Annotated in this window: 11 protein-coding genes; 5 read left to right on the top strand and 6 right to left on the bottom strand. The window is 71.5% G+C overall.

The window, feature by feature from the left end:
- The first annotated feature begins 46 nt into the window (after nt 1-46).
- Nucleotides 47-565 carry a TQO small subunit DoxD gene (locus I2501_RS07325; protein WP_196193059.1) on the top strand — a complete coding sequence of 173 codons (519 nt, stop codon included), beginning with the start codon at nt 47-49 and terminating at the stop codon, nt 563-565.
- Here the strand turns inward: I2501_RS07325 and I2501_RS07320 are convergent.
- Nucleotides 487-756: a hypothetical protein gene (locus I2501_RS07320; RefSeq protein ID WP_196193058.1), complete on the bottom strand. Its 270-nt coding sequence runs from the start codon at nt 754-756 to the stop codon at nt 487-489. The genes I2501_RS07325 and I2501_RS07320 overlap by 79 nt on opposite strands.
- The gene (locus I2501_RS07315) at nt 753-2,102 is read right to left on the bottom strand and encodes a PspC domain-containing protein (protein ID WP_196193057.1); all 1,350 of its coding nucleotides are present in this window, start codon (nt 2,100-2,102) and stop codon (nt 753-755) included. The genes I2501_RS07320 and I2501_RS07315 overlap by 4 nt, the downstream gene beginning before the upstream one ends.
- A 155-nt stretch (nt 2,103-2,257) precedes the next feature.
- On the opposite strand from I2501_RS07315, the gene I2501_RS07310 reads away from it, so the two are divergent.
- Together I2501_RS07310 and I2501_RS07305 are read left to right on the top strand one after the other, a co-directional pair.
- Nucleotides 2,258-3,694 carry an ATP-binding protein gene (locus I2501_RS07310; RefSeq protein ID WP_408022713.1) on the top strand — a complete coding sequence of 479 codons (1,437 nt, stop codon included), beginning with the start codon at nt 2,258-2,260 and terminating at the stop codon, nt 3,692-3,694.
- On the top strand, nt 3,691-4,362 hold the full coding sequence (locus tag I2501_RS07305; protein WP_196193055.1) for a LuxR C-terminal-related transcriptional regulator: 672 nt from the start codon (nt 3,691-3,693) through the stop codon (nt 4,360-4,362). The genes I2501_RS07310 and I2501_RS07305 overlap by 4 nt, the downstream gene beginning before the upstream one ends.
- Nucleotides 4,363-4,424: 62 nt before the next feature.
- Here I2501_RS07305 and I2501_RS07300 read toward each other — a convergent pair whose 3' ends face one another.
- A complete protein-coding gene (locus I2501_RS07300) occupies nt 4,425-5,459 on the bottom strand; it encodes a C40 family peptidase (protein WP_196193054.1) in 1,035 nt (344 codons plus the stop codon).
- A 228-nt stretch (nt 5,460-5,687) separates the two neighbouring features.
- The gene (locus I2501_RS07295) at nt 5,688-6,233 is read right to left on the bottom strand and encodes an RNA 2'-phosphotransferase (protein WP_236046018.1); all 546 of its coding nucleotides are present in this window, start codon (nt 6,231-6,233) and stop codon (nt 5,688-5,690) included.
- A gap of 104 nt (nt 6,234-6,337) precedes the next feature.
- Here I2501_RS07295 and I2501_RS07290 point away from each other — a divergent pair, with 104 nt between their 5' ends.
- Together I2501_RS07290 and pcrA are read left to right on the top strand one after the other, a co-directional pair.
- Nucleotides 6,338-6,877, top strand: coding sequence for a low molecular weight protein-tyrosine-phosphatase (locus I2501_RS07290; protein WP_196193052.1), 540 nt, complete (start codon nt 6,338-6,340; stop codon nt 6,875-6,877).
- An 11-nt stretch (nt 6,878-6,888) separates the two neighbouring features.
- Complete coding sequence (gene pcrA, locus I2501_RS07285) at nt 6,889-9,513, top strand: DNA helicase PcrA (protein ID WP_236046017.1); 2,625 nt, start codon at nt 6,889-6,891, stop codon at nt 9,511-9,513.
- Nucleotides 9,514-9,579: 66 nt separating this feature from the next.
- Here pcrA and I2501_RS40525 read toward each other — a convergent pair whose 3' ends face one another.
- Nucleotides 9,580-10,689, bottom strand: a complete 1,110-nt coding sequence (locus I2501_RS40525) for a M23 family metallopeptidase (RefSeq protein WP_328806259.1) — start codon at nt 10,687-10,689, stop codon at nt 9,580-9,582.
- 110 nt (nt 10,690-10,799) lie between these two features.
- Nucleotides 10,800-11,717 (bottom strand): alpha/beta fold hydrolase, encoded by a 918-nt coding sequence (locus I2501_RS07275; protein WP_328806258.1) that lies wholly within the window; start codon nt 11,715-11,717, stop codon nt 10,800-10,802.
- Between the last annotated feature and the right edge of the window lie 365 nt (nt 11,718-12,082).

Genomic DNA, 12,082 nt, shown 5'->3' with positions numbered 1-12,082 from the left:
CGGCGTAATGCTCGGGGAACCGAGGAGACGCTGAGGAGCGGCAGGCATGGGTGGAGCGCTTTCGCGTGAGCGGACGAAGCAGTGGGGCACTACCTATGCGCTGCTGCCGCTGCGGGTGTTCCTCGGGGTCACCTTCATCTATGCGGCCTGCTACAAGTTCACCGACCCGAACTATCTGGGCGGTCTCGCCAACCCGCAGTCGTTCGCGTCCATGACGCAGGCGCTCAGGTCGTCCAGCCCGATCGGGCCGCTGCTGAGCCTGGCCCTCCACGCGCCCACCGCGTTCGCGCTCGCTTTCGCCGTCGGCGAGCTCGCGGTGGGCGTCGGCACCCTGCTGGGGCTGCTCGGCCGACTGGCCGCGGTGGGCGGGGCGCTGCTGAACCTGACGCTCTTTCTCACCGTCAGTTGGCAGACGACGCCCTACTTTCTGGGCAACGACCTCATCTATCTGATGGCGTGGCTCCCGTTGATCCTCGCGGGGACGCCCTATCTCTCCCTGGACGCCGTGCTCTGGCCCAGGTTGGCCGCGCGGCGGGCCGAGGAGCCACGCGGCGCCCGGGCGTAGAGGGCCGCAAGCAGACCGGCAACGCCGAGGGCGATCAGCTCGACGGGCAGCAGCACCCTGCCGTCGACCCGCAGCACGCCCCCGGCCTGCAACAGGTAGAGCACGGCGACGGTCACGAAGACGAGACCGCTCAGCACCGGGTAGAGCTGCACGCGACGTCCAGCGCCAGGAGCCTTGCTGCGCTTGCTCATTGGAGCACCTCCACCTGACCCGCGCCGACCTGGAGCTCGACCGTCACCGTGCCGTGGGCGGCGGCGTCGCCCTGGTTCAGATCGACGCTGCGGGAACTGCCCACACCGGAGAACTGTCGGCCGTCGGGCAGCTTCAACTCACCGGCCCCGGTCTGGGCGTTGAGCTTGACCTCGGGGACCGCCGGGCCGCCCGGGAGCAGCACCTTGAGCGTCCCCGCGCCCAGGCTGACATGGGTGGTGACCGTCTGGCCCGGCGACGGCAGGACGCTGCGCAGGTCGAGGGTGGCCGCGCCCGCACGGAGGTCGTACGTCGTCTGCAACTGGCCCGCCGAGGCCGGGGCCCAGGTCGTATGGCTCCAGTGCTGCCAGGGGGCCGCGCCGACGACGGCGGTGGCGGCGGAGAGCAGCAGGGCGACGAAGGCGAGGCCGATGGCGCGCCGCCGCAGCAGGCCGCTGAGCACCAGCCCGAGACCGACCACGGCCAGCGCCGAGGCCGTGACGGCGAGGGCGTTCACATGGTGGGGGGCCTGGACCGCGTAGACGACGCCCGCGGTGCCGGCGGCCAGCACCAGGACGGCCAGCCCCCAGGGACCGCGCACCCGGCGTGGCCGCTCCGGCGGGCCCGAAGGCCCGCCAGTGCCAGCGGACTCGAAGGGATCGAACGATTCGAAGGGCGGCAGGGGAGCGAGCGGCTCGGTGAGTCCGGCCAACGGCTCACCCAGGGCGGCGTCCGTCGGTGGCTGTTTCGTCAGGGAGACCGGCTCGCCCGTGGCCGTAGCCGTGTCCGCTGTCGAGGTCGCGTCGGTCTTCAGCAGCGGGTCGGTCCGCTGCCACCAGTTCGGTGCGGCCGGGGGTGACTCCGGGACCACCGGGGGAGCCTGTTCACGCGGTGGCAGTTGGTGGCGCTTGGGGTCGTAGCGGAGCGCGGCGAAGGCCAGCGCGGCAATCAGCAGTAGCGGGAAGACATGGTCCTTGGCGCCCATGTAGGAGAAGAAGATGCCGGTGCCGAGGACGGTGACCAGCACGGCGCTCAGGGACTGCCCGTCGACCCGGCCGGACATCAGGCGTTGCAGCTCGTTCTTGCCGGTGCCCTCCATGGGGATCATCAGCCAGGCGACGCCGTAGATGAAGAGGCCGACGCCCCCCCACAGGCAGAGCACGGCGATCACCACGCGGAAGACCAGCGGGTCGATGTCCAGCCGACGGCCGAGGCCGCCGCAGACGCCCGTGACCACGCGGTGGCTGGCGCTGCGCTCCAGCGGCGGCCGGGAGCTCGTGCGCTCCTGGTCGGCACCGGGCGCGGCGTCGCCGTCCGTCGGGGGCGGGATGCTGGTCGTGGGATCCATACCCCCATCCTGCTGCTCGTCGGCGCCCGTGCCCATCCGTCATCTCCCTGGTCGAACCCTGAGATCAACCCTGACACAGCCCTGCCTCGGAACCAGGGCGACGATCGGGGTCGACCCTGATGCTTTTCTCACCTGTGGCGTGTGACGATCGAACCGTGGCAAGCAGCGACCTCATCTCCGACCGCCCGGACGTCCGGCCCGACGCCGCCGGACACTCCGGCACGCCCGTCCGCAAGCTCTACCGCCGTCCCGAGGGGCGCGTGGTCGGCGGCGTGGCCAGCGGGCTCGCCGCGCATCTGGGCATCCCGGTGCTCTGGGTCCGCGCCGCGTTCGTGGTGCTGACGTTGGGTCAGGGGCTGGGGCTGGTGCTGTACGCCGCGTTCTGGTTCGTGGTGCCGATGGGTCGGGCCGGTGCCGGGGCGCCCGGGCGGCCGTCCGGAGCCGCCGAGGCGGGGGAAACGGGGCAGGCGGGGGAGGCGGGCGAGTCCGTCCGGGCCGGCCGGTCGCGGGGGGTGATCGGGCGGGTCAGGCGCTCGCTCCAACAGCTGTTCCAGGGGGACTCCGCGGCCGGCCCGGCGGTGGAGGAGGGGGGCGCGGCGTCCGGGGGGCCCCGGGTCGACAACGACCGGGGTCGGCTGCTCGCGCTGGTCGCCGTGCTGGCCGGTGTGCTGGTGCTGATCAACGTGCTCACCGCCGGCCACGACGACCCGTACTTCTGGCCGGTGCTGATCTCCGGAGCCGGCGTCGCCCTGGTCTGGCGGCAGGTCGACGACGCCCGCTGGGCGCGCTGGTTCTCGCTGGACGACGGCAGCGGCGGCGCGCTGACGCTGCGGCTCGGGGCGGGGGTCGTCCTGGTCGCCGCCGGTGTGGTCAGCTTCCTCGTGGTCTCCGGCTCGCTGGCCGAGTTCGGGAAGGTCATGCAGGCCGTGCTGGTCGTCCTGGCCGGGGTGCTGCTGCTGGCCGGCCCCTATCTGCTGCGGATGTGGCAGGACCTGACCACCGAGCGCCGTGAGCGCATCCGCGCCCAGGAGCGGGCGGAGGTCGCCGCCCACATCCACGACTCGGTGCTGCACACGCTGACCCTCATCCTCCGCCATGCCGACAACCCGAAGGAGGTCGCCCGGCTGGCCCGGGCCCAGGAGCGCGACCTGCGCCAGTGGCTCTACCGCTCCGGCGATCCGGCGGACGACGACACCCCGGACACCCTGGCCGAGTCGGTCCGCAAGGTCGCCGCCGAGGTGGAGGATCTGCACGGCATCCCCGTCGAGGTCATCTGCGTCGGCGATGCGCCCATGGACGAAAGGCTGGCAGCCCAGCTCCAGGCCGCACGGGAGGCCATGGTCAACGCCGCCAAGTACGGTGGCGGTGAGCCGGTCTCTGTCTACGCCGAGGTCGAGGGAAGTACCGTGTGGGTGTTCGTCCGCGATCGCGGTCCCGGGTTCGACCCGGACGCGGTCCCGGCGGACCGGATGGGCGTGCGCGGCTCGATCATCGGGCGGATGCAGCGCAACGGCGGCCACGCCCGCGTGCGTCCGGCCCCTGCGGGCGGCACGGAGGTCGAGCTGGAGATGGAGAGGGCGACGAACGGATGAGCGCGAACACGAACGCGGAACGGCCGCAGGCGCGGGTGGTCCTGGTGGACGACCACCGGATGTTCCGCACGGGTGTCCGCGCGGAGATCGGCCAGACCGAGCGGACCAACGTCGACGTGGTCGGTGAGGCCGCCGACGTCGACCAGGCCGTCACGGTGGTCACCTCGACCATGCCGGACGTGGTGCTGCTCGACGTCCACCTCCCCGGCGGCGGTGGCGTGGAGGTGCTGCGGCGCTGTGCGTCGCTGGAGGGCGTCAAGTTCCTGGCGCTGTCGGTCTCCGACGCGGCGGAGGACGTCATCGGCGTGATCCGCGGCGGCGCGCGCGGCTACGTCACCAAGACGATCACGGGCACCGATCTGGTCGACGCCATCTTCCGGGTCCGTGACGGCGACGCGGTCTTCTCGCCCCGGCTCGCGGGCTTCGTCCTGGACGCGTTCGCGGCCACCGACACCCCGCCGATCGACGAGGACCTGGACCGGCTGACCCAGCGCGAGCGCGAGGTGCTCCGTCTGATCGCGCGTGGGTACGCGTACAAGGAGATCGCCAAGCAGCTCTACATCTCGGTGAAGACGGTGGAGAGCCATGTCTCGGCGGTGCTGCGCAAGCTGCAGTTGAGCAACCGTCATGAACTCACCCGGTGGGCGACGGCACGTCGCCTCGTCTGAGGTGTGGCCGGGGGTGTGGCGTGGCCAGGGGGCGAGAGGGCGTCACGGTCAGGGCGTAGCGGTCAGGGGCGGACGGCGCCGACGATGGGCATCTCGCCGACCGGCGCGTACTCCACGGCCGCGCCCGGGTGCGGGGCGTGGATGATCTCGCCGCCGCCCACGTACATGCCGACATGGCTGACGCCGGAGTAGTAGAAGACCAGGTCGCCCGGCTGGAGGTCGCTGACGGGGATCCGGGTCCCCGCGTCGATCTGCTCGTAGGTGGTGCGCGGCAGCGCCACGCCCGCTGCTGCCCAGGCGGCTTGGATGAGGCCCGAGCAGTCGTAGGAGTTCGGCCCGGTCGCGCCCCAGACGTAGGGCTTGCCCAACTGCGCCCGGGCGAAGGCGACGGCGGCTGCGGCCCGCCCCGAGACGGGGATGTCGGCGAGGCCGGGCGGAGTGGTCGTGGTGCCGCCGGTCTGGGTGACGGTGGCGAGGGATGCGGCGCTCAGGGCGCTGAGCAGCGCCTGCGCGGCGGCGAGCTTCTCCTGGATCTGGGCCTTGGCCGCGGCCAGCCGGGCCTGTTCGGCCTTGAGCGCCGCCAGTCTGGAGTCGGCGGCGGCGCGCTCCGAGCGCAGCGTCCGTGATTGGGCGGCGAGTTGCTGCAGCAGGTCCGACTGCGAGGCGAGGGCCTGGGAGAGGTCGCCGGCGCGCTGCAGGTAGTTCTCCGGGTCTGCGGAGAGCAGCAGCTGCAACTGCGGGTCCATGGTGCCGTTGCGGTACTGCGTGGCGGCCATCTGGTCGAGCCCGCTGGTCAGTTGGTCGATCCGGGCGTCGGTGCGGGCGGCTTCCTGCTGCGACTGCGCGGCCTGGGCCTGGAGTTGCTCGGCAGCGGCGGTTGCGCCGTCGTACTGCTGGGTGGCCTGTTCGGCCTGCTGGTAGAGCGCGTCCACCTGGGCCTTGACCTGGGCCGGAGTCGGCTTCGGGTCGGCCTGGCCCGGCTGCGTCAGAGCCACGACGGAGGCGGCTGCGGCCGTCACCAGTGTGGCGGCGGTCCGGACGGCCGGTCCGGCCAGCGGTGAGGTCCGGGGTTTTCGATGCTTCTGGTGTGACGCCACGAGGGCGTTCCCTTCTCCCGAGGTGGTTGGAGCGCGACGCTAGCCCTCTGGGAGTGGTGGGCACCGTGTGGTTGACGAGGCTGGTCGGAACAGGACGGAAGAAGCGGCTCCGATCGCCCGGCCGTGGCCGATGGCGTACGCCTTTCGACCGTATGACGACCGATCAGGCAATCAGTCGGATCAGTCCGACGATCGGACTTCGCCTCGCCGTGGCCCCGAGCCTGCCGATCATTCCGCGTCCGCCGTGACCTGGCCGAGGAACTGCGGTGGCACGTGGTCGGTCAGCCAGACCCCGTTGGAGCTGACCCGGAAGACGAACCCGGCCGCCGCCATTCCGGCCGCGTCCACGCTCAGCACCACCGGCCGTCCGCGTCGGCTGCCCACCCGGGTCGCGGTGGCGACGTCCGGCGACAGGTGCACGGCGTGCCGCTGCATCGGCCGCAGCCCCTCCCGCCAGATGGCGTCCAGCGCGCCCGGGTGCGTCCCGTGGAAGAGGCGCGCCGGAGGCACGGCCTCCTGGTAGCCGAGGTCCACCTGCACGGTGTGGCCCTGGCTGGCCCGGATCCGGCTCCCGTCGGGGCTGAACGCGAAGCGCTGCTTGTCGTTCTCGGCGACGACCCGGTCCAACTCGGCCCGGCTGATCCGGCGGCCGTGCGCGGCGGCTGCGGCGAGGAACTGCGCGACGTCGACCCATCCGGCCGGGTCGAGGCGGACGCCGATGCTGCCCGGGTCGTGGCGCAGGACCCGGGAGAGGAACTTCGACGTCCTGACCATTCTCCGGTTGTCGTCTCTTCGGTTGTCATCCATGACGCAGACGGTAGGGCGCGACCCCGTACCGCGTCGCGCAAGTTTCCGCCGTACCCGATCATGGTCGGGTGATGCGTATCTGCTTCGTCTGCACCGGGAACATCTGCCGCTCGCCCATGGCCGAGCAGGTGATGCGCGCGAGGGTGGCCGAGGCCGGGCTGGAGAGCGAGATCCAGGTCGACAGCGCGGGCACCGGCTCCTGGCACGTCGGTGACCCGGCCGACGAGCGCGCCGTCCGGGTGCTGCGCGCGGCCGGATACGGCAGCGATCATGTGGCCCGGCAGTTCCGCCCGGAGTGGTTCGCCACGCACGACCTGATCGTCGCGCTCGACCGGGGCCACGAGCGTGCCCTGCGCCGTCTCGCCCGTACCTCGGAGGAGGCGGCGAAGATCCGGCTGCTGCGCTCCTTCGACACCTCCCGGCACTCCGACGACCCGGACGATCTCGACGTTCCCGACCCCTACTACGGCGGCCTGGACGGCTTCGAGGAGGTCCTCGCGCTCTGCGAGGCGGGCTGTGACGGACTCCTCGCCGAGGTCGGCCGGGGTAAGGAGCGAGGTCAGGAGCATGGTGGGCTGAAGCCGTCCCGGGGTGTCCGTGGGGCGTCCTAGACTCGTGGGTGATGAGCAGCCTCTTTGACGACATCCCCCTGCCCGGCCTGGACACCCCGGCCCCGGCGCCTTCGGCGGACGAGCCGCCGTACGAGCCCGCGTCGTACGACGACGGCCCGTACGGCGGCGACACGTACGGCGGTGACACGTACAGCGGTGGCGCCTACGAGGAGGAGATCCCGAGCGGGCTCTTCCAGTCCTTCGACCCGGCCGAGCCCGTGCCCGCGTCGTACTACCGCAACGGCGCGCCGCACCTGGTCCGGGACCCGGAGACGCTGCTCGACGGCATGAACCCGCAACAGCGCGAGGCGGTCGTGCACGCGGGCTCGCCGCTGCTCATCGTGGCCGGTGCCGGCTCCGGCAAGACCCGGGTGCTCACACACCGGATCGCCTACCTGCTGGGCGCGCGCGGCGTCCAGCCGGGCGAGATCCTGGCGATCACCTTCACCAACAAGGCCGCGGGCGAGATGCGCGAGCGCGTCGAGGCCCTGGTCGGGCCGCGGGCCAAGGCGATGTGGGTCTCCACCTTCCACAGCGCCTGCGTCCGGATCCTGCGGCGCGAGAGCAAGCGGCTCGGCTTCACCTCCAGCTTCTCGATCTACGACGCGGCGGACTCGCAGCGCCTGATGGCGCTCGTCTGCCGCGACCTCGACCTGGACCCCAAGCAGTTCCCGCCGAAGTCCTTCACCGCCAAGGTCTCCAACCTCAAGAACGAGCTCATCGACGAGGAGACCTACGCGGGCCAGGCCGACAACGCGATGGAGCGCAAGCTGGCCGAGGCCTACGCGCTCTACCAGCGGCGGCTGCGCGAGGCCAACGCGCTCGACTTCGACGACATCATCATGACCACGGTCAACCTGCTCCAGGCGTTCCCCGACGCCGCCGAGCACTACCGCCGCCGGTTCCGGCACATCCTGGTCGACGAGTACCAGGACACCAACCACGCCCAGTACATGCTGGTGCGTGAGTTGACGGGCGGCGCCAGCGGTCAGGCGCCGAAGAAGACGGTGGACGGCGAGTTCGTCAACCCGGCCGAGGCGGCCCTGGCCGAGATCCCGCCCGCCGAGCTCTGCGTGGTCGGTGACGCGGACCAGTCGATCTACGCCTTCCGCGGCGCGACGATCCGCAACATCCTCGACTTCGAGGAGGACTACCCGAACGCCACCACGATCCTGCTGGAGCAGAACTACCGCTCCACGCAGACGATCCTGAGCGCCGCCAACGCCGTCATCGAGCGCAACAGCAACCGCCGCAAGAAGAACCTGTGGACGGCGGGCGCCGAGGGCACCCGGATCACCTCCTACGTCGCCGACGACGAGCACGGCGAGGCGCAGTTCATCGCCGACGAGATCGACCGGCTGACCGATGCGGGCGACGCCAAGCCCGGTGACGTGGCGGTCTTCTACCGCACCAACGCGCAGTCGCGTGTCTTCGAAGAGGTCTTCATCCGCGTAGGCCTGCCCTACAAGGTCGTCGGCGGCGTCCGCTTCTACGAGCGCCGCGAGGTGCGTGACGTCCTGGCCTACCTGCGGGTGCTGGCCAACCCCGAGGACTCGGTGCCGCTGCGCCGGATCATCAACGTGCCCAAGCGCGGGATCGGCGAGCGCGCCGAGGCGATGATCGAGGCGCTGGCCTCGCGCGAGCGGATCTCCTTCCCGCAGGCGCTGTTGCGGGTGGACGAGGCGTACGGCATGGCCGCGCGCTCCGCCAATGCGGTGAAGAAGTTCAACGACCTGATGGCGAAGCTCCGCGGTGTGGTCGAGTCGGGTGCGGGGCCCGCCGCCGTGCTGGAGGCGGTGCTGGAGGAGACCGGCTATCTGGCCGAACTCCAGGCGTCCACGGACCCGCAGGACGAGACGCGTGTCGAGAACCTGCAGGAACTCGCGGCCGTGGCGCTGGAGTTCGAGCAGGAGGAGCCGGTCGAGGGCCCCGACGGCGAGCCCGTCCAGACGGGCCTGCCCGGCTTCCTGGAGCGGGTGGCGCTGGTGGCGGACTCCGACCAGATCCCCGATGAAGACGGCGAGGGCCGTGGCGTCATCACGCTGATGACCCTGCACACCGCCAAGGGCCTGGAGTTCCCGGTCGTCTTCCTCACCGGCATGGAGGACGGGGTCTTCCCGCACATGCGGGCGATGAACAACACCAAGGAGCTGGAGGAGGAACGCCGCCTCGCCTACGTCGGCCTGACCCGGGCCCGGGAGCGGCTCTACCTCTCCCGCGCGGTGCTGCGCAGCGCCTGGGGCCAGCCGTCGTACAACCCGGCGTCCCGGTTCCTGGAGGAGATCCCGCCGACCCTGGTCGACGAGAAGCGGACCGCTGCGGCAGCGGTTCCGTCGCTCAAGTCCGGTGGCGTAGGCGGCTCGGGCGGTGGGTTCGGTGGCCGCTCGGCAGGCACGGGTACGGCGGGTGGCCGGCGCTCCACGCCGGCCGCGGGCTGGGGCAAGAACGCGGGACGGATGAAGGACCGTCCGACGGTCACCCTGGCCGTCGGCGACCGGGTCACCCACGACCGCTTCGGGCTGGGCACGGTGATGGCCGTGTCGGGCCCGGCGGACGACGCGAAGGCCACCATCGACTTCGGCGCGGAGGGCACGAAGCAGTTGCTGCTGCGCTACGCCCCGGTCGAGAAGCTCTGACCGCTCCGAAACCGAGCGCTCCTTAGGCGGGCCCGCGTCAGCGGTAGTTGGGCAGGCGGGCCCGCGTCAGCGCGGGTCCAGGCCGCGGGCCAGCAGCCACGGCAGCGGGTCCACGGCCGGACCGCCGCTCGGGTGCACCTCGAAGTGCAGGTGCGGTCCGGTGGAGTTGCCGGTGTCGCCGGAGTAGGCGATCACGTCGCCGACCTTCACCGGGCCGCTGTGCAGTCGGTAGGCGCTGAGGTGGCAGTACCAGGTGATCGTCCCGTCCGAGGCGGTCACCTTGGACATGTTGCCGTAGAAGGGGTTCCACTCGGTGCTGACGGAGCCTCCCGTCACCGCGTGGACGGGCGTGCCGACCGGCACCGGGAAGTCGATGCCGGTGTGCAACTGCATCCAGTGCGTCCCGGCCTGGCCGAACAGGGCGCTGAGGCCCGTGTGGTAGGCGATCGGGAGCCCGAAGCGCGGTGCCTCGGCGGCGGCCTTCTTGGCTGCGGCGGCGCGGAGTTGGAGGGCCGTGCGGGCTTCGTCGCGGCTGGCGCGCTCGGCGGCGTCCCGCGTCTCGGCGCTGGTCAGCGCCTTCGCCTGCGCCTGGGCGGCGTCAGGTGCCGACGCGGTGGTCGTGGCGTGGTGATGCGTGTGCAGGGGCCCGATGGTGGCGGCGGCCGCACCGGCAACCCCTAGCACCGCCGCGGACGGCGCGACGATGGTCAGCACCGCGGACCGGCGCCGGGTCGCCTTCCGCCGCGCCCCTCGGGCAGCAGCCCGCCCGCCGACCACGGGCGGTGTGGTGGCGGGGTCAGCAGCCGGGAGCGTCTCTTCGTGGCGGACGGGGACGTCGACGAGTGTGGCGTCGGCGAAGTCGACCGAGGGGACCGTCGTGGTCGGCTGGTCGGCGAAGGCGGCTGCGTACTCGGGCTGGGCCTGGTGGTACTCGGGATACCCGAGGTGCGGCTGGTACGGCTGCTGGTGGTACGCCTGGTATGCCTCGTACGGCTGGTGGGTCGGTGCGGAGCGGGCGTCGTATGCGGGGTACGCGTCGTACGCGGTGCAGGTGTCGTACGAGGCATACAACTGCTGTGAGGAGTACGGGTCGTGGGCCCACTGCTCCGGGTACGGCCGACCGTGGTCGGGGAGGACCAGGGTTTCCTGGCCGTACCAACTGGTATCAGTGGTCACGGAAATCCCAATCCACCTCGACAGCGGGAAAGTGTCCGTGACTGTATCCCCGGTAAAGCACCGGAAACAAGAGAACTCCTGAATTGTCCCCCCAGGCAGCCTTTTTGCGATCAGGCGATCTGACGACTGTTCACTCGTCGTACTGGTGTCGATTCCTGGGCCTCCGCCAACACCTCGCGCACGCGGGCGAGAACCTCCCAGTGCACCGGCAGCGACAGGTGTCCTGCGGTGCGGACCAGCACGTTCTCCGTGACGAGGTCGGGGTGGTCGAGTCGGGCATGGCGGTGCGGAAGGACCAGTGCGTCCAGGCCGCCCCAGAAACAGAGAAAACGCGTCGAACATTCGGGCGCAGGCGCGTCGAGTTCGGCGATCACTTCACTGCCGGGCAGTAGTTGTCGCACGATCGGAAAGGCGCGGAGCGCATGCGCCGTCACCGTGCCCTGGTGAGGCGTGCCGAGGGTCACCAAGGTGTGCACGTGTTCGCTGCCGCCGAGGCGTTGTACGTAGTAACGCGCGATCAGTCCGCCGAGGCTGTGGCCGACGACGGCGATGCGTTCGCCGCCGTAGATCCAGCGCGCCTGTTCGACCTGGTGGCCGAAGAGTGCGGCGGCGCGCGGGAGGTCGAGTGCCAGCGGGTTGTAGTTCAACGCGTGCACGTGGTCCCAGCCGTGGACGTGCAGGTTGTGGCGGAGCAGCGTGAAGACCGCCCGGTTGTCGAAGAGACCGTGCAGCAGCAGGACAGGGGCGTGGGCGCCTTCGGGGCCCTCCTCGGTGCTGCGGGGCCCCTCCCGGTCGAGCCCGTCCTGACCGAGGGGCACGCTCTCCTCGACGGGCCGGCCGCGGCGTCGGTGTCCGCAGTGCTGCGGGCGTGGTGGCGGCCACTGCTCCTGCTGGAGGAAGCCGCCGGGGTAGAGCAGCAGATGACCGGCCAGCGCGACGCCCTCCAGGCCGACGCCCAGCCCGATGCCCAGCCCGGCCTCGCAGATCTCGCGCGCCCAGGCGCCGGTGCGGTCCGACACGTTGCTCACAGCCACGACCTCCCCGCGGGTCGGATCCGGGAAGCGTCCGGCGTGGACAGGCGAGCAGGCTCGAGTCCCACGACGCGACGCGGCGGAGACCGTGCCGCACCAACCTCGTGCGGCGCCGGAGTCACGGCCGAGCGTGTGTCGAGGGCGCGCCGAGCGGGCGGCAGCACAGCGGTGGCTGCGTGACGGCTTGCGGCTCCCCGCTGCGCGCCTCCACGCCACTGGCCTGATGCACGCCCAGGTGGTGGACCGCGGGCGGCCGACGACGGGTGGGCGTCGCCGAGGTGGGGTATGGCTCCAACGCGCAGTGAACTCGTCGATGAACGGTGAATCAGGACAAACGGTGGATCATTGTGATTCTCCCCTCG

This window comes from Streptacidiphilus fuscans, assembly GCF_015690355.1.
In the GTDB taxonomy this organism is placed as follows: Bacteria; Actinomycetota; Actinomycetes; order Streptomycetales; family Streptomycetaceae; genus Streptacidiphilus; species Streptacidiphilus fuscans.
Note: the sequence above shows the minus strand (reverse complement) of the source record. Positions and strands in the feature narration are given on the sequence as shown.

Coding starts and splice junctions, on each gene's coding strand:
- I2501_RS07325 (WP_196193059.1), top strand. CDS start 47: ATGGGTGGAGCGCTTTCGCGTGAGCGGACGAAGCAGTGGGGCACTACC.
- I2501_RS07320 (WP_196193058.1), bottom strand. CDS start 756: ATGAGCAAGCGCAGCAAGGCTCCTGGCGCTGGACGTCGCGTGCAGCTC.
- I2501_RS07315 (WP_196193057.1), bottom strand. CDS start 2,102: ATGGATCCCACGACCAGCATCCCGCCCCCGACGGACGGCGACGCCGCG.
- I2501_RS07305 (WP_196193055.1), top strand. CDS start 3,691: ATGAGCGCGAACACGAACGCGGAACGGCCGCAGGCGCGGGTGGTCCTG.
- I2501_RS07295 (WP_236046018.1), bottom strand. CDS start 6,233: ATGGTCAGGACGTCGAAGTTCCTCTCCCGGGTCCTGCGCCACGACCCG.
- I2501_RS07290 (WP_196193052.1), top strand. CDS start 6,338: ATGCGTATCTGCTTCGTCTGCACCGGGAACATCTGCCGCTCGCCCATG.
- pcrA (WP_236046017.1), top strand. CDS start 6,889: ATGAGCAGCCTCTTTGACGACATCCCCCTGCCCGGCCTGGACACCCCG.